The sequence below is a fragment of the Bradyrhizobium sp. 521_C7_N1_3 genome, from assembly GCF_052075975.1.
Classification (GTDB): domain Bacteria; phylum Pseudomonadota; class Alphaproteobacteria; order Rhizobiales; family Xanthobacteraceae; genus Bradyrhizobium; species Bradyrhizobium japonicum.
In genome coordinates this window covers 9841314-9857732 of record NZ_CP197232.1, presented here as the reverse complement: position 1 = coordinate 9857732, position 16419 = coordinate 9841314, and the positions used below count along the sequence as shown (strand labels likewise).

At 65.0% G+C, this 16419-nt stretch carries 18 protein-coding genes and 1 pseudogene; 10 read left to right on the top strand and 9 right to left on the bottom strand.

Going from position 1 to position 16419, the window contains the following annotated elements:
* The first annotated feature begins 53 nt into the window (after positions 1-53).
* The 3 genes from AB7008_RS46810 (at position 54) to AB7008_RS46800 (ending at position 2926) form a co-directional block, all read left to right on the top strand.
* A complete protein-coding gene (locus tag AB7008_RS46810; RefSeq protein WP_026312292.1) occupies positions 54-986 on the top strand; it encodes a sugar-binding protein in 933 nt (310 codons plus the stop codon).
* Positions 987-1092: 106 nt separating this feature from the next.
* Entirely contained in the window at positions 1093-2070 is a 978-nt protein-coding gene (locus AB7008_RS46805) for an aldo/keto reductase (protein WP_441261050.1), read from the top strand.
* A 4-nt stretch (positions 2071-2074) separates the two neighbouring features.
* Entirely contained in the window at positions 2075-2926 is an 852-nt protein-coding gene (locus AB7008_RS46800) for an amidohydrolase family protein (RefSeq protein WP_441261049.1), read from the top strand.
* 182 nt (positions 2927-3108) lie between these two features.
* Here the strand turns inward: AB7008_RS46800 and AB7008_RS46795 are convergent, their stop codons facing one another.
* The 4 genes from AB7008_RS46795 to AB7008_RS46780 all read right to left on the bottom strand — a co-directional run bounded on the left by AB7008_RS46795 (position 3109) and on the right by AB7008_RS46780 (position 6640).
* Positions 3109-3474 (bottom strand): nuclear transport factor 2 family protein, encoded by a 366-nt coding sequence (locus tag AB7008_RS46795; protein ID WP_441261048.1) that lies wholly within the window; start codon positions 3472-3474, stop codon positions 3109-3111.
* 155 nt (positions 3475-3629) lie between these two features.
* Positions 3630-3980 carry a RidA family protein gene (locus AB7008_RS46790; RefSeq protein ID WP_014491332.1) on the bottom strand — a complete coding sequence of 117 codons (351 nt, stop codon included), beginning with the start codon at positions 3978-3980 and terminating at the stop codon, positions 3630-3632.
* Positions 3981-4060: 80 nt separating this feature from the next.
* Complete coding sequence (locus AB7008_RS46785) at positions 4061-4978, bottom strand: alpha/beta hydrolase family esterase (protein ID WP_441261047.1); 918 nt, start codon at positions 4976-4978, stop codon at positions 4061-4063.
* A 3-nt stretch (positions 4979-4981) separates the two neighbouring features.
* A complete protein-coding gene (locus tag AB7008_RS46780; protein WP_304491860.1) occupies positions 4982-6640 on the bottom strand; it encodes an FAD-binding dehydrogenase in 1659 nt (552 codons plus the stop codon).
* A 249-nt stretch (positions 6641-6889) separates the two neighbouring features.
* On the opposite strand from AB7008_RS46780, the gene AB7008_RS46775 reads away from it, so the two are divergent.
* The 5 genes from AB7008_RS46775 (at position 6890) to AB7008_RS46755 (ending at position 11298) form a co-directional block, all read left to right on the top strand.
* A complete protein-coding gene (locus tag AB7008_RS46775; protein ID WP_028160270.1) occupies positions 6890-7411 on the top strand; it encodes a hypothetical protein in 522 nt (173 codons plus the stop codon).
* A 121-nt stretch (positions 7412-7532) separates the two neighbouring features.
* A complete protein-coding gene (locus AB7008_RS46770; RefSeq protein WP_441261046.1) occupies positions 7533-7727 on the top strand; it encodes a hypothetical protein in 195 nt (64 codons plus the stop codon).
* A gap of 24 nt (positions 7728-7751) precedes the next feature.
* Positions 7752-8342 (top strand): SCO family protein, encoded by a 591-nt coding sequence (locus AB7008_RS46765; protein WP_014491337.1) that lies wholly within the window; start codon positions 7752-7754, stop codon positions 8340-8342.
* Positions 8343-8559: 217 nt separating this feature from the next.
* Entirely contained in the window at positions 8560-9495 is a 936-nt protein-coding gene (locus AB7008_RS46760) for a transporter substrate-binding domain-containing protein (protein WP_028160268.1), read from the top strand.
* A 159-nt stretch (positions 9496-9654) separates the two neighbouring features.
* Entirely contained in the window at positions 9655-11298 is a 1644-nt protein-coding gene (locus tag AB7008_RS46755) for a lysine--tRNA ligase (protein WP_441261045.1), read from the top strand.
* A gap of 105 nt (positions 11299-11403) precedes the next feature.
* On the opposite strand, the pseudogene AB7008_RS46750 reads toward AB7008_RS46755, so the two are convergent.
* Both AB7008_RS46750 and AB7008_RS46745 read right to left on the bottom strand, forming a co-directional pair.
* Positions 11404-11496: pseudogene (locus AB7008_RS46750) on the bottom strand (carbonate dehydratase); the annotation flags it as partial.
* 11 nt (positions 11497-11507) lie between these two features.
* A complete protein-coding gene (locus AB7008_RS46745) occupies positions 11508-12161 on the bottom strand; it encodes a S24 family peptidase (RefSeq protein WP_028160266.1) in 654 nt (217 codons plus the stop codon).
* Between the two features lie 293 nt (positions 12162-12454).
* Here AB7008_RS46745 and AB7008_RS46740 point away from each other — a divergent pair, with 293 nt between their 5' ends.
* Both AB7008_RS46740 and AB7008_RS46735 read left to right on the top strand, forming a co-directional pair.
* Positions 12455-12799 (top strand): DUF952 domain-containing protein, encoded by a 345-nt coding sequence (locus AB7008_RS46740; protein ID WP_441261044.1) that lies wholly within the window; start codon positions 12455-12457, stop codon positions 12797-12799.
* The gene (locus tag AB7008_RS46735) at positions 12796-13893 is read left to right on the top strand and encodes a quinone-dependent dihydroorotate dehydrogenase (RefSeq protein WP_441261043.1); all 1098 of its coding nucleotides are present in this window, start codon (positions 12796-12798) and stop codon (positions 13891-13893) included. The genes AB7008_RS46740 and AB7008_RS46735 overlap by 4 nt, the downstream gene beginning before the upstream one ends.
* 102 nt (positions 13894-13995) lie before the next feature.
* Here AB7008_RS46735 and AB7008_RS46730 read toward each other — a convergent pair whose 3' ends face one another.
* Genes AB7008_RS46730 through AB7008_RS46720 form a run of 3 tightly spaced genes read right to left on the bottom strand, consistent with a single transcriptional unit; the run spans position 13996 to position 16384 of the window.
* The gene (locus tag AB7008_RS46730; protein WP_441261042.1) at positions 13996-15321 is read right to left on the bottom strand and encodes an MATE family efflux transporter; all 1326 of its coding nucleotides are present in this window, start codon (positions 15319-15321) and stop codon (positions 13996-13998) included.
* A 1-nt stretch (position 15322) separates the two neighbouring features.
* Complete coding sequence (locus tag AB7008_RS46725) at positions 15323-16057, bottom strand: MBL fold metallo-hydrolase (protein WP_441261041.1); 735 nt, start codon at positions 16055-16057, stop codon at positions 15323-15325.
* 21 nt (positions 16058-16078) lie between these two features.
* Positions 16079-16384 (bottom strand): DUF6460 domain-containing protein, encoded by a 306-nt coding sequence (locus AB7008_RS46720; protein WP_028160261.1) that lies wholly within the window; start codon positions 16382-16384, stop codon positions 16079-16081.
* Positions 16385-16419 lie beyond the last annotated feature (35 nt).

Below are 16419 nucleotides of genomic sequence, written 5' to 3'. Positions count from 1 at the left end.
CGCTCCCCGGACGATCCTGAGAGGATGGGCGCCAGATAAGGGTGGAGGAAACAATGAGGAAACTTCTTCTTGCCGGCATCGCCGTCGCGATGATGGCGACGCCGGCGTTTGCCGCGAACTACCGTTTCGTGATCGTGCCCAAGGCGATGAACAATCCGTTCTTCGATTTCGCGCGCGACGGCTGTCTGAAGCGTGCCAAGGAGCTCGGTAACATCGAGTGCATCTACAAGGGGCCGGTGGAGCATGAGCCGGCGACGCAGGCGCAGATCATCCAGGACTTCGTCACCCAGAAGGTCGACGGCCTCGCCATCTCGGTCGCCGACGTTGCGGCCATGACCAAGTCGATCGAGGCGGCGACCGCGGCCGGCATCCCCGTCATCACCTTCGATGCCGATGCGCCTGGCTCCAAGCGGATCGCCTATATCGGCACCAACAACAAGGAGTTCGGCGTCGCGCTCGGCAAGGAGCTCTTGAAGCTGCGGCCCGATGGCGGCAAGTACGCGATGGTCTCGGGCGGTCCGGGCGCCAAGAATCTCGCCGAGCGTGTCGACGGCGTTCGCGAGGCGCTGAAGGGCTCGAAATGGACCGAGGTCGCGGGCTCGCCGACCTTCTGTAACGACGATCCGGCGCTCGCGGTCCAACAGATGACGGATATGCGCACCGCAACGCCCGACCTCGCCGCCATTGTTCCCATCGGCGGCTGGCCGATGTTCGCTCCCGAAGGCTTCAAGGCCTTCGCCTCCAGGAACAAGAAGGATATCGACTCCGGCAAGTTCACGCTGGTCGTCGCCGATACGCTGAAGATGCAGCTCGAACTGCTGCGCGACGGCTATGCCAATGCACTGGTCGGCCAGCGTCCGTTCGAGATGGGCGAGAAGGCGATGGACACGCTGCTCGCCATCAAGAAGGGCGAGAAGGTGCCCGAGATCGTCTATACCGGCCTCGATCTCGTGACCAAGGACAACGTTGCGCAGATGTTGAAGTAGGAGCGCTGCCAGCCCCGTGCTCCTGCGAGACTCTCCCGCTTGCGGTTTCCGCAAGCGGGAGAGATGATTGGACGGTTGGAAGGAAGACTTTTGGAAGGCAATGGGAATGAAACGGTCGCGGCTCGGCTCCCTCGACGTCACCTCAATCGGTCTCGGCTCGGCCCCGCTCGGCGGATTGTTCACCGCCGTCAGCGATGCCGATGCGCTCGCCACGATCGAGCGCGCCTGGTCGGCCGGCATCCGCTTCTACGATACAGCGCCGCTCTACGGCTTTGGCCTCGCCGAACGGCGGATCGGCGCTTTCCTGCGGCAGCAGCCGCGCGACTCCTACTTCATCTCGACCAAGGTCGGTCGTCTGCTGCGCGCGCCTGATGACGCCGCCGCCGAGGACGCGCACTACAAGGGCACGTCGCGCGAGCGGCCGGTGTTCGACTTCTCCCATGACGGCGTGATGCGTTCGGTGGAGGAGAGCCTGACGCGCCTTGGGCTCGACCGCATCGATGTCCTGCTCGTGCATGATCCCGACGATCACTATGACGACGCCGTGGCCGGCGCCTTCCGCGCGCTCCAGCGCCTGCGCGCCGACGGCACGGTCAAGGCGATCGGTGCCGGCATGAACCAGTCGGAAATGTTGGTCCGTTTTGCCCAGGCCGTTCCGGTCGACTGCTTCCTGCTCGCCGGCCGCTACACGCTGCTCGACCAGGGCGCGCTGGATGCGCTGTTTCCGGTCTGCCGCGAGAAGAACATCGGCATCCTGCTCGGCGGCATCTACAACAGCGGCATTCTGGCCAATCCGCATCCTGGCGCGAAGTTCAACTATCAGGACGCCGACGCCGCGCTGATCGCGCGTGCGCGCGAGCTCGACGAGCTCTGCCGCAAGCACGGGACCGAGCTGAAGGCCGCTGCGCTCCAGTTCTGCATGGCCCATCCGGCGGTCACAATTGCCGTGCTGGGCGCGCGCAACGCCGCGGAAGTTTCCGACAACATCGCGATGTCGGAGAAGGCGGTGCCACAAGCCTTCTGGCAGGAGCTGCGTGCGCGCAAACTCGTCGACACGCGCGCGCCGTTGCCGGGCGGAGCGTGAGGGCATGATCATCGACGGCCATCAGCATTTCTGGGACCCGTCGCGCGCCGACTATCCCTGGATGGACGCGCCGGAATTGGCCTCGATCCGCCACGCCTTCGGGCCCGCCGATCTCGCGCCGCTGTTGAAAGCAAACGGCATCGACGCGAGCATATTGGTGCAGTGCCGCTCCGCGCTGGAGGAGACCGAGGAATTCTTGCGGATCGCGCATGCGACGCCCTCGGTGATTGGCGTCGTCGGCTGGGCCGATCTGACGGACGGTGCGCTTGGCGATACGCTCGACCGCTTGCGCGCTTCGCCCGGCGGCGACAAGCTGGTCGGCATTCGTCACCAGGTGCACGACGAGGCCGATCCGGACTGGTTGCTGCGCGAGGACGTTCAACGCGGCCTCACCGCAACGTTCGCCCGCGATCTCGCCTACGATTTCCTCGTCCGCACCCGCGAATTGCCCGCCGCGATCGCAACCGCGCAGGCCTTTCCACAAGCGCATTTCGTGCTCGACCACGCCGCAAAACCGCCGATCGCCGGTGGCGGAAGTGCCGAATGGGCCGATCGCATCGCGGCTCTCGCGGCCTGCGGCAATGTCTGGTGCAAGATTTCGGGCCTCGCGACGGAAGCGGTGTGGCGTGACTGGGATGCGGAGCGGCTGTTTCCGTTCGTTCAACATGCCGCAACATGTTTTGGCGAGGATCGCCTGATCTTCGGTTCGGACTGGCCGGTGTGTCTGCTTGCCGGGAGCTATGGCGAGATCAAGCGGGCGCTGGAAGCGTGCCTGGCGAAGCTTGGGCCGCAGGTGCGGAACAAGGCGTTCGGAGTGAATGCGAAGAGAGCCTATCGGCTGGCAACTGCAAGCTAAGGCCGGGCTCTTGCTTACCCTCCCCTGGAGGGGGAGGGTCGATCGCGCGCAGCGCGAGCGGGGTGGGGTGATCTCTCCACTCGGGCACTGCCTCAATGGATAGACCGTCACCCCACCCCGTCTCACATTTCGCTGCGCTCAATGTGAGCCGACCCTCCCCCTCCAGGGGAGGGTAAGAGATCTCACGCGCCCGCGGGCACCTGGTCCAGAAATCCCGTGATGCTCCTGATGCGGCCGTCCTTCAGCACGGCGAAGTCGGTGCCCTTGATCGGGCTGTCGACACCGTCGGGACCCAGGCCCCACGAAAAGCGGACATGCTCGCCATAGCCGTTGGGCTCGCCAATCAGCGTGAACTTGAAGTCGGGGAAACGCTGCTGCACGCCCGCGATCAGCGCGTCGATGCCGTCCCGGCCGTCGCCCTTCATCAGGGGATCGACATAGCTCGCATCCGCCGTCCAGTTTTCGCTGAGCAGTTCGCGACGGCGGCCTGCGGCGCGCTCGTTCCAGAGCTCGATGTAGCGGCGGGCGATGGTGACGGGGGCGGTCATGGTGCTCTCCTTCGATGGCGCCGTGTTCGGCTGTCTCGACTATCGAAGGTTCGCACGCGCGGATCGATTACCTCGGAGGTCATGCGTACGCAGAAAAGAAGCGCGATGATGCTCTCATCGCGCTTCGGACGTTCGCAACGATGTCAGCGCGAAACTTACTTCGCCGCGGTGACCATGATCTCGACGGTGTACTGAGCCGCCGCGAGCTTGGCTTCGACGGTGGCGCGAGCCGGGGTGTTGCCGGGCGAGACCCAGGCGTCCCACACCGCGTTCATCTCGGCAAAGGTCTTCATGTCGGTGATGTAGATCGTGGCCGAGAGCAGCTTCGACTTGTCGGTGCCGGCCTTGGCGAGATGGCTGTCGATGGTCGCCAGGATGTCCTGGGTCTGCTTCGTGACGCTTTCACCGGCGGCCTTGTTGGCGACGACGCCGGCGAGATAGACGGTGTTGCCGTGCACGACGACCTGGCTCATGCGCGGGCCGGTTTCGAAACGCTGAATGCTCATTGGGGGATCTCCTGGTGGGAATGGCGGCCCTGTCTAACCCAGCGCTCTACTGTATGCCACCCCGCCAATGCATGCGTCGTTTACGGAAACTGACTGAAGAACGACCAGATCGTTTCGGCGCCGTCGATGTCGCGGTTCTGCGGCCCGAGCAGGCTGGTTGCAATCTTCGGGAAGCGGGCATCCGGAGCGAAGCCGGGCATGCGGTGGCCGCCATGGTTGATGCGATAGAGCACGACGTCGTGCCCTTTGGGACAGCGTGAGGAGATCCGTGTGACCGTGGACTGGTCCGCCGGCGCTTTCTCGGGCAAGTCGGTCACCTCGGCGTCGTCGGTCTCGCAGCCATTGAGCTTGCGCCAGAAGGCCAGCGTCTCTTCGGTGGACCAGAATCCGTCTGCGGCATAATAGCTCGATCCGCGTCCGCCCTCGTAGGGGACCAGCGGGTCGGCCGTGCCGTTGATGAGCAGCATCGGCAGCGGCCGCGATGGATGACAGGTGACTGCGGTCTCATCCGTGAGATTCATGATCACGCTCGCGCCCGCCGCAAACAGATCGGCGCGCGCGCAAACCAGCGTCATCGCCATGGCGCCGCCATTGGAGATGCCGGCGACATAGACGCGCTTCGGGTCGGCGGTGCCATTCGTCACCAGCGTCTCGACCAGCTTTGCGATGAAGGCGACGTCGTCGGTGCCCTCGGGCGGGCCGCGGAGCGCCGGTCCAGCCTTCGTCCGCGCATCGGCCCAGGCATGGTTGAGCCCGTCGGGAAAGACCACGGCAAAAACTTCGCGCTTGGCGACCTGCGGCCACGCCGTTCGCGCGACCATGTCGGCGCCGCGCTGGGTCTTGCCGTGCAGCACGACCACGAGCGGCACCAGCCGCTTCGCCGGCAGTTGCGCGGTGTACGATCGCTTCACGCCGTTGACGTCAATTGTCTCGGCGGATGCAGCAGAAGCTGCGGCCAATGCCGCAAGAAGCGCCCCGATCTGCATCCACCTCCGCATGATCTAGCCCACGGCCTTCGCCGCGGCACGGCCGGCATTGCGGCCCGAGAACAGGCAACCGCCGAGGAAGGTGCCTTCCAGCGAACGATAGCCGTGCACGCCGCCGCCGCCGAAGCCTGCGGCTTCGCCGACCGCATAGAGGCCGGGAATGACGCTGCCCTCGCTGCCGAACACGCGCGAGTCGAGATCGGTCTCGAAACCGCCGAGCGTCTTGCGGGTGAGGATGTTGAGCTTGACCGCGATCAGCGGCCCCTGCGCGGGATCGAGGATGCGATGCGGAGAGGCGGTGCGGATCAGCTTGTCGCCGATATAGCGCCGCGCATTGTGGATGTTCATCACCTGCGCATCCTTGACGTAGGGATTGGCGATCTCGCGGTCGCGCGCCTCGATCTGCATCCTGACGTGCTCGAGTTTGAGGAGGTCGCTGCCGGCGAGCTTGTTCATGGCCGCGACGAGATCCTCGATCTTGTCGCGTACGATGAAGTCGACACCATGGCTTTTGAATGCCTCCACCGGCGCCGGCGCGCCCTTGTTGGTGGCGCGGCGCAGGGTCATCCGCCAGCTCTTGCCGGTCAGATCAGGATTCTGCTCCGAGCCCGACAGCGCAAATTCCTTCTTGATGATGCTCTGGGTCAGGATGAACCAGGAATAATCATAGCCGGTGGACATGATGTACTGGAGCTGGCCGAGCGTGTCGGAGCCGGGAAACAACGGCGCCGGCAGCCGCGTGCCTGTTGCGTCGAACCACATCGAGGACGGGCCGGGCAGGATGCGGATGCCGTGGCGCGGCCAGATCGGATTCCAGTTCTGGATGCCTTCGACATAATGCCACATACGGTCGCGGTTGATCAGCCGCGCGCCCGATTTCTCGGTAATGCCGATCATGCGGCCGTCGACATGCTCGGGCACGCCGGAGATCATGAACTTCGGCGGCTTGCCAAGCCGCTTCGGCCAGTTCTGCCGCACCAGCTCGTGATTGCCGCCGATGCCGCCGGACGCCACGATCACGGCCTGCGCCTTCATCGCGAACTCGCCGACCACGTTGCGCGACGAGCTCTTGCCACGCTCGACATTGTCAGGGGCGAGCACGGCGCCGCTGATGCCGTCCACCGTGCCGTTGGTGATGGAGAGCGCATCGACGCGATGGCGGAACCTGAAGGTCAGCCGGCCGCTCTTCATGGCCTCGCGCGCGCGGCGCTCGAACGGCTCGACGATGCCGGGGCCGGTTCCCCAGGTGACGTGGAAGCGCGGCACCGAATTGCCGTGGCCCATCGCGTCGTAGCCGCCGCGCTCGGCCCAGCCGACCACCGGGAAGATGCGATGCCCCATCGCGCGCAGCCAGTCGCGTTTCTCGCCCGCCGCAAACGCCACATAGGCCTCGGCCCACTGGCGCGGCCAGAAATCCTCGTCGCGGTCGAAGCCGGCGGTGCCGATCCAGTCCTGCATGGCGAGGTCGAAGGAGTCCTTGATGCCGAGCCGACGCTGCTCCGGCGAATCGACCAGGAACAAGCCGCCGAACGACCAGAACGCCTGGCCGCCGAGCGACTGCTCGCCCTCTTGGTCGACCACGATCACGCGCTTGCCGGCGTCGGCAATCTCGGTTGCGGCCACCAGTCCCGATAGTCCCGCACCGACGACGATGACGTCTGTCTCTTCCGCCATAGGTTCCCCCCTGTAGTTGTCCGGATTGAAGCCAGCCGTTGCAACTGAGATCAAGGGCTTGGCGCGTAAGACATCGTTAACTTGTTCCAGTTTGGGACCGAGTCGGACCTGGTGCAGCGCGGGCGCAACACTGGATTTGAATTTGTTTTGAGCCAGCCGGCGTGCCTAGACAAAACCACGGTTACGACGGACGCTAGCAACACATCACCACCTGACACGCAGATTCGAATTCGACTGGGGCGGGGGACAATGAAGTTTCTGACGGGGTTGCTCGCGGCGGTTCTCCTGATCGCGGGCATGGGGGCTTCCCACGCAGTGGTTCGGATTGCGGATGACCGCGGCGGACGGATCGGAACCTACGTCGACAAATACCAGGACCTGCGCCAGTCAGGCGACACCGTCATCATCGACGGTCTCTGTGCCTCGGCCTGCACCATCGTCCTCGGCGCCATTCCGCGCGACCGCATCTGCGTGACGTCACATGCCACGCTCGGCTTCCACGCCGCCTGGGATTTCGGCACCAACGGCCGCGCCGTCACCAATCCCGAAGCGACCCAGATGCTCTATGCGATGTATCCCTCGCAGGTGAAGCGCTGGATCAACCAGCGCGGTGGCCTCACCCCGCACATGCTCTTCCTGAGGGGCAAGCAGCTCCAGGCCATGTACAAGCCGTGCTACCTCGACGCGCAGGCCTCGACCAACCGACCCCTGCGCCGGGCTCTCCCGCAATCGGAAGAGCTGGAGTCCGCTCGAGGCCAGCTGCTTCGCTGACGTCATCGGCGCGATCTGATTCAAGGAAGCATTCCTTGGAACACCCGCGGCGCTTGCCCGGGCCCGGGCCAACGCCTATTTGAATGGCAAGGGAACCGGGGCCTTCGCCCCGATCGTTGTCATGGCTCAACCACTGCACCCGGCCCAACCGCTACAGGACAATTCGCCCACTGCCGGCCGGCTGCCGTTCGTGCTGCTGTTGGCTGGCGCGGGGATCGGCGGTCTGGTCGTGCTCGGCGCGCTGGCGCTCTGGTTCCACTACGGCAGCCAGGTGTTCTTCGAATTGATCAGGACCGGCTTTGCCGCCTGCTTCTGACCTGCGACAGGAAGTTTACCGCTCATGAGCTCCACTGCCCGTCCGCTGGTGATCGCGACCGCCTTCGCTGCAAGCCTCGTCGTCGGACTGCTGATCGTGTTCTGGGCGATGGGCGGGGTCAGCAAGGTGGCGCAGCCCGCCGCGATCGGCGGCCCGTTCCAGCTCACCGACCAGCACGGCAAGGCCGTCACCGACAAGAACCTGAAGGGCAAGCCGACCCTGATCTTCTTCGGCTACACCCATTGCCCCGACGTCTGCCCGACCTCGTTGTTCGAGATTTCGGAGGTGCTGCGCGCGATGGGCAAGGATGCCGACAAGGTCAATGCCGTCTTCATCTCGGTCGATCCGGAGCGGGATACGCCGGCGACGATGAAGGACTATCTGTCGAGCTTCGACCCGCACCTCGAAGGGCTCAGCGGCGACCCCGCCGAGACCGCCAAGGTGATCACGTCCTACCGGGTCTATGCCAAGAAGGTCCCGACCAAGGACGGCGACTACACCATGGACCACACCGCGCTGATCTATCTGATGGACCGCGACGGGCGGTTCGTATCGCCGTTCAACATGAAGCGGACGCCGGAAGAGGCCGCGGCTGATTTGAAGCGGTATCTTTGAAGGCTTCGTCCGGCGCAGCTGTCCCCACATCGTCATAGCCGGGCTTGTCCCGGCCATCCACGTTCTTGGGCGGGCCAGAAAGTCTCGTGGATGCCCGGGACGAGCCCGGGCATGACGGCTGAGAGACCTTCACCCAACCCGCAATCGGCGCTCGCGTTCCCGGCGGGATGGTCTATAACGCCCTCCGATCCCAACGAAATTTGTTCATTTCCCGCCGATGGCCCCGTCGCGACAGGCAAAATCGTCCAAAACCGTGCGCCGTGTCCTGACCGGGCTGGTCGTCGGTGCTTGCCTCCTCGCAGGCCTGCCTTCCGCAAAGGCGCAGGCGCCCGCCAAGCAGCCTCCGGCGGCGCCCCAGGCCACGCCGCAGGCCGCCCCTCAAGCCGCTCCCCAGGCCGTGCCCGGCTTCTGGGACCCGCGGCGGCGGCCGGAGCGGCCCGACCTGTCGCGCCTGACCGTGATCCGCTTCCTGACCGAGACCGACTATCCGCCGTTCAACTACACCGGCGCCGACGGCAATCCGGCCGGTTTCAACGTCGATCTCGCCCGCGCGCTGTGCGAGGAGATCAAGGTCACCTGCACGGTGCAGATGCGCCGCTTCGAGACGCTGGTCGACGCGCTCTCCTCCAACCGGGGTGATGCCATCATCGCCTCGATGGCGGTGAGTCCGCAGCTCCGCGTCCGCGTCGATTTCACCGATCCCTATTACCGCGTGCCGGCGCGCTTCGCCTCGCGCAAGGATGCGGTGATGCCGGAGATCCGGCCCGAATATCTCGAGGGCAAGAAAGTCGGCGTCATCGCCGGCTCCGCGCACGAAGCATACCTCAAGGCGATGTTCACCGACGCCGAGCTGCATCCCTATCCCAACGACGACGCGATGCGCGCAGCCTTGCGCAAGGGCGAGGTCGACTTCATCTTCGGCGACGCCATCTCGCTGGCGTTCTGGATCAACGGCACGGATTCCGGCGATTGCTGCGCCTTCTCCGGCGGCCCCTTCGTCGAGAGCCGCTTCTTCGGCGAGGGCATCGGCATCGCCGTGCGCAAGGGCAACGACGTGCTGCGCCAGGCCCTGAACTGGGCCCTGTTCCGCGTCTGGGAGAAGGGCCGCTACACCGATCTGTGGCTGCGGTATTTTTCGGTGAGCCCGTTCTAGTGCCGTAGGGTGGGCAAAGGCACGCTAGCGCCGTGCCCACCGTCTTTGGCAGTGGTGGGCACGCTTCGCTTTGCCCACCCTACGATTCCACGATAAAGGCGCTGCTACTTTTGCATTCTGCCCGGAAATCGCTATTTTCCGCGGCCCGGAGGCCCCTGAATGTCTGTCATCGATCTTGCCGCGAACCCGAGCGATTTGCGTGCGCTCGCCGAACAATCCAACGCCTGGCCGTTCGAGCAGGCGAAGGCCATTGTCGCGCGGCTGAAGAAAAGCTCGAAGGACGAGGTGCTGTTCGAGACCGGCTACGGCCCGTCCGGCCTGCCGCATATCGGCACGTTCGGTGAGGTCGCGCGCACCTCGATGGTGCGCCATGCCTTCCGCGTGCTCACCGAGGACAAGATCAAGACGCGCCTGCTTGCCTTCTCCGACGACATGGACGGGTTTCGGAAAGTGCCCGACAACGTCCCCAACAAGGAGATGCTTTCCGCGCATCTCGGCAAGCCGCTGACGCGGGTGCCGGATCCGTTCTCCAACGAATACCCGTCGTTCGGGCACCACAACAACGCGCGGCTGCGCGCGTTCCTCGATCATTTCGGCTTCGACTACGAGTTCGCGAGCTCGACCGATTATTATACGTCCGGCCGCTTCGACGCGACGTTGCTGAAGATGCTCGCCGCCTACGACAAGGTGATGGCGATCATCCTGCCGACGCTCGGCCCCGATCGCCGCGCGACCTATTCGCCGTTCCTGCCGATCAGCAAGACCACCGGTGTCGTGTTGCAAGTGCCGATGATCCGCCGCGACGTCGCGGCCGGCACCGTGACCTATGTCGATCCCGATACCAACCAGGAAGTCGAGACGCCCGTCACCGGCGGCAACGTCAAGTGCCAGTGGAAGGCCGACTGGGCGATGCGCTGGGTCGCGCTCGGCGTCGACTACGAGATGGCCGGCAAGGATCTGATCGACTCCGTGAAGCTGTCCGGCGCGATCGCCAGGGCGCTCGGCGCCACGCCGCCCGAAGGTTTCAACTACGAGCTTTTCCTCGACGAGAAGGGCCAGAAGATCTCGAAGTCGAAGGGCAACGGCCTCACCATCGACGAATGGCTGCGCTACGCTTCGCCGGAATCGCTGTCGCTGTTCATGTATCGCGAGCCGAAGGCGGCCAAGCGGCTGTATTTCGATGTCATCCCGCGCAATGTCGACGACTACCAGCAGTTCATCGACGGCTTTGCGAAGCAGGATGGCAAGCAGCAGCTCGGCAATCCGGTCTGGCACATCCACAACGGCCATCCGCCGAAGGGCGACATGCCCGTCACGTTCCAGCTCCTCTTGACTCTGGTGTCATCGTCGAACGCGGAGAATGCCGAGACGCTATGGGGCTTCATCGGCCGCTATCGTCCCGGCGTCAGCCCGCAGACGCATCCGAAGCTCGATGCGATGGTCGGTTACGCCATCAACTATTATCGTGACTTCGTGGCGCCGACGAAGCAGTTCCGCGAGCCGACCGAGGTTGAGCGCGCCGCGTTGCAGGATCTGCGCGATGCGCTGTCGCAGCTTCCGCAGGAATCCTCGGCCGAGGACATCCAGAACGTCGTCTACGAGATCGGCCGCCGCGAGCCGTTCCTCGACCAGGTCAAGAAGGGCAAGGACGGCCGTCCGGGCGTGACGCTCGACTGGTTCAACATGCTCTACCAGGTGCTGCTCGGCCAGGAGAAGGGCCCGCGCTTCGGCTCCTTCGTTGCGGTCTACGGCGTGCAGAACGCGGTCAACATGATCGACGGCGCGCTGGCGCGAAGCGCGTAGGGAGCGCGTAGCCCGGATGGAGCGAAGCGAAATCCGGGGTCTTTACGAGCAGCCCCAGCAGTCCCGGATTGCGCTGCGCTCCATCCGGGCTACGGGTCTCGCGCCTCAGATCGAGCGCAGCACGAAGCGCCGGTTGTCCTTCTGCACCGGGCGTGCGTTGATCGGATAGAGCTTTGCGAATGCGGCGACGTCGGTGGCTAACGACGCAATCACTGGCTCGCCCACACGATTCGCGCGATCCAGCCGACGTCGCTCGGCGCCATCGTGTGCTCGGTCTGCGATGCATCGAGGGGCTGCAATTCCAGTGCCTTTGCCGTGCGGCGCTTCAGCGTCGCGACCGTCACCTCGCCCGCCTTGGTCTTCACCACCACGCGATCGCCTCTGCGGATCGGTGCGCGGGGAGAGATCAGGATGACGTCGCCGTCGCGATAGGCCGGGGCAAGCGCATCGCCGGAAATCTCCAGCGCAAAAGCGCGACTGTCCTCGGCGGTGGGAAGCGAAAGCTCGGTCCAGCCCTTGCCGGATGGAAAGCCGGACTCGTCGAAAGCGCCGCTCGCGCCGGCTAGCGCGAGGCCGAGCAGCGGCACCGAGCGGCCGTCGCTGGCGTCGTCACCGATCAACCCGGCAAAGGTGTCCATCGAGGAGCCGGCCGCCGCCAGCGCTTTCGCGATCGATTCGGTGGATGGCCAGCGCTCGCGCCCGTCGGGGGTGACGCGCTTGGACTTGTTGAAGGTGGTGGGATCGAGCCCGGCCCGCTTGGCGAGGCCGGACGGCGACAGGCCGGCACGCTCCGCCAGCCGATCCAGCGCTCCCCAGATCTGGTCGTGAGTCAGTATCCTCTGCGCTTTGGCCTGTCTGACCATGGAAGGTCCAGCCCGTCGCAACTCAGGAAAACTGTCCTTAAATCAACCGGTTTTCCGTTTTTCGCGCAAGGGGTGGTGGGGGAAGCATTTTCAAGCGAAGCGGATACCGGTTCGCGTCAGGAAAACGCGTCAAAACATGAATTTGAAGCCCCGTTCCGATTTCATCGGAGCGGGAATGGCTCTAAGCCTTGAGTTCGGAGGGGGCGGCCATTACGGTCGCGCCCGGGTTTTGAGGACCCGCACGAGACGAAAAAACCCAAAAGACTCAAAGAGCAAACAGGGCTGCGTGAGCGGTGGTCAAGATCTACAAAATCTGTCCGGCCTCGGCCTGGCGCGAGGCGGAACGGCAGGGTGTCTACCAAGGCAGCGCGGACGATTCGCGCGACGGTTTCATCCATTTCTCGACCGCGCCCCAGGTTCCCGAGACCTTGCGCAAGCACTATTTCGGGCAGCGCGCGCTGTTCCTGGTCGAGGTCGACGGCGACGCGCTCGGCAGCGCCTTGCGCTGGGAGCGCTCGCGCAATGACGAGCTGTTTCCGCACCTCTATGGCGAGCTCGATCTCGGCGCGGTGCTGTCGGTGATGAACCTCAACATGCGTTCCGATGGCGGCCACGACGTTCCGGGGCTTAACCCGTGATCCGCGCCTTCGACGCCTTTTCGCTGCCGGTGCTGCGCTGGCTTGATCCGGAAGATGCGCATCGCCTCGCGATCCAGGGCCTGCGCTTCCTGCCGCCGGTCAAGCCGCGGCCTGACGATCCCAAGCTCGCGGTGCGTGCCTTCGGGCTCAACTTCCCCAATCCGATCGGCATGGCCGCGGGCTTCGACAAGAGCGCCGAGGTGCCGGATGCGTTGCTGCGGCTCGGCTTCGGCTTCGTCGAGATCGGTTCGGTGACGCCGAAGCCGCAAAGCGGCAATCCGCGGCCGCGGCTGTTTCGTCTGGAGCGCGACGAAGCCGTGATCAACCGCATGGGCTTCAACAATGACGGCGCTGAAGTCGCGCTGCGCAGGCTCGCGGCGCGTGCGCAGCACGGCGGCATCATCGGGGTCAATGTCGGCGCCAACAAGGATTCGCCGGATCGCGTCGGCGATTACGTCAAGCTGATCGAGACCTTTGCGCCGGTCGCGAGCTATTTCACCGTCAACGTCTCCTCGCCGAACACGCCGGGCCTGCGCAATTTGCAGGAAGGCGCGTTGCTGGACGATCTCCTCGGACGCGTGATCGACGCGCGGGAGCGGGTACGGCAAAAGGCCGGCGACACGCCGGTACTGCTCAAGATCGCGCCGGACCTCAGCCTCGCCCAGCTCGACGACGTCGTGCAGGTGGCGCGCTCGCGCCGGGTCGACGGCATGATCGTGTCGAACACGACGATCGCGCGGCCGAGCACGCTGCGCGAGGAAATGCGCGCCAAGGAGCAGGGTGGCCTGTCCGGCCGGCCGCTGTTCCGCCTGTCGACGCGCATGGTTGCGGAGACCTATGTGCGCGTCGAGGGCGCGTTCCCCTTGATCGGCGTCGGCGGCGTCGATTCCGGCGGCGCCGCGCTGACCAAGATCCGCGCCGGCGCGAGCCTGATCCAACTCTATTCGTCACTGGTCTACAGGGGCCTCGGCCTCGTCGACGAGATCAAGCGTGATCTCACCTCGACGCTGCTCCGCACGGGGCGGGATTCGCTATCCGAAATCGTCGGTGCCGACGCGGCGACGCTCACGGCGGAAGACTGGCCGGGATTGTAGCCGAGGTCCCGTAGCCCGGATGGAGCGAAGCGCAATCCGGGAATCTATCGGCGGGCACGAAGGCCCCGGATTACGCTGCGCTCCATCCGGGCTACGATTCGTCTAGGCTTTCGGAAACGTCGCCCGGTACAACGCCGGATAGCGCGCGCCCTGCAATCCGCCGCGTGCCACGTAGAACGCGATCAGCGCGCTCCACAGCCCGGCATTGCCGAACGATTGCAGCGCCCACCAGGCGCCAAGAAAGATCGTGAACGATAACAGCATCAAATTGCGCATCTCGCGCGCCCAGGTCGCGCCGACATAGATGCCGTCGAAGCCGAACGCGAACACGCCGGGGATGGGCGCAAGCACGATGAACGGCAGGAATTCGCGCGCGGCGCGGCGGACGTCCTCGCTCGCTGTCATGACATTGATCAGGTTCGGCCCGAACAGCGCGAACAGCACCGCGACGACCACTGCAAAGCCGAGGCCCCACAGCAGCACCAGCCGGGTCGAATCCGCAAAGCCCCTGGCATCGCGTGCGCCAAACGTGCGCCCGCAGAGCTGCTGGGCTGCGTTCGCAAGACCGTCGAGGAAGAACGCGCTGACCAGCAGGAAATTGTTCAGCACGGAATTCGCCGCGAGCGTGACGTCACCGGCGCGTGCACCCTTGGCGGTGAAGAACAGGAACACGGCGATCAGCGCCGCGGTGCGGATCATGATGTCGGAGTTCACCGCCAGCAGCCGCATCAGTTTTGCCCGGTTCAACAGCGTGGCAAGGGGCACTGCAAAGCCGCCATCCGCATAGCGCCGGCAGACGATCACGCCGAGCACGAAGCCAATCGTCTCCGAGAGCAGTGCCGCGATCGCTGCGCCCGCAATGCCGGTGTCGTAGACCAGCACCAGCAAGATCGTCGCCGCCATGTTGATGAGGTTGATGACGACCTGCAGCAGCAGTGCCGGATTGGCGCGCGCCTGTCCCACCAGCCAGCCGAGAATGACATAGTTGGCGAAGGCGAACGGCGACGACCAGATCCGGATCATGAAATAGGTCTTTGCCGCGCGCGTGACGCCTTCGCTGCCGCCCATCAGGTCGAACAGCGCGGTGGCCAGCGGCAGTTGCAGCACGATCAGCGCGGCTCCGATCAGGCCCGCGACAATGAAGCCGCGCACCAGGATCACGGTCTGCTCGCGCGTCTCGCTCGCGCCCAGCGCCTGCGCCGTGAAGGCGAGGGTGCTCATGCGCAGGAAGCCGAACAGCCAGAACAGGCAGTCGAAGATGACGGAGGCCATCGCGACGCCGCCAAGCAGCGCGGCATCGTCGAGCCGCCCGATCGCGGTGGTCGAGACCACGCCGATCAGCGGCGTGGTAAGATTCGCGACCATCGCGGGACCGGCGATGGCGAACACCTGGCGGGAGCCTATCCCTAAGTGAACGGGTGCGTGCATGTCAGAACACGAGCACCATGCCGTCTTCGGCGGCGAGATGCGGGACGTCGTCCAGGCGCGACAGCATGTCGTCGCTCATATGGGTGAGGACAAGCCGCTTGGCGCCGATGGCGGGGAGGTGCTGTTCCAAGGTCTTCAGGCTGAGATGGTTCTTGACCACCTTCTCGTACATATAGGCTTCCGCAATGAAAAGGTCCGCGCCATGCGCCAGCGGAATGAGCGTCTCCGTCCATTCGGTGTCGGCGCTGTAGGCGAGCGTGCGGCCTTCGGCCTCGACGCGGTAGGCCAAGAACGGCCCGCCGGATTCGCCGTGCACCACCGGGTAGGGCGTCACATTCACCGCGCCGAAGGTTTGGCTTCGCCCGGGCGCAAGTTCGATGAGGTTCAGTTCGAAACGCTGCTTGGTCTTCGAGGAGTGCTCGAACAGCGCCTCCATCACTTGGCGGAGGCGCGTCTCGAGGCCTTGCGGGCCCGCGATCGTCAGCGGCCGGGTCCGCCGCGAGAATTGCGCATCGAGCAGGACAAACGGTAGCCCGGCAAAATGGTCGGCGTGGAAATGCGTGATGAGAATGAGGTCGATCTCGTTGCGGTCGATCTCAAGTCGCTTCAACGCCGGCAGCGCCGACGCGCCGCAATCGATCAGGAAGTTGGCCGCGCGCCCCGAGATGTGGAAGCAGGTGTTGAGCCTGCCGCCCGAGCCGAAGGCGTCGCCGCAGCCGACAAAGCGCAATTGCATCGGCTGCGGGCTCCCAAATTCTTACCTGTTGCGCGGTGCGCCGAAGACGCGCGAGAGCAGCCAGATCGGGATCACGATGACCGCGCCGAGCAGGAAGTAGCGCCACAGCCAGTTCACCGCGTCGAAGCCGAGATCCCACAGACGCTGGAACAGCAAGCGGATGCTGTAGATGATGTTCCAGGGATCGAAACCGATCGCGGCGAGCACGACGCCGACCAGGATCGAGAGCAGGACCAGGCGAAACGCCACCGCCAGCGGCGAGCCGCCGAGAAAGCGGTTCAGCCCATCGCTGCGGCCGGCCGGCAAATCTCTGGCGTCTTGGACCATCTCAAACTCCTCGCGGGGATTCGACCCCATTATAG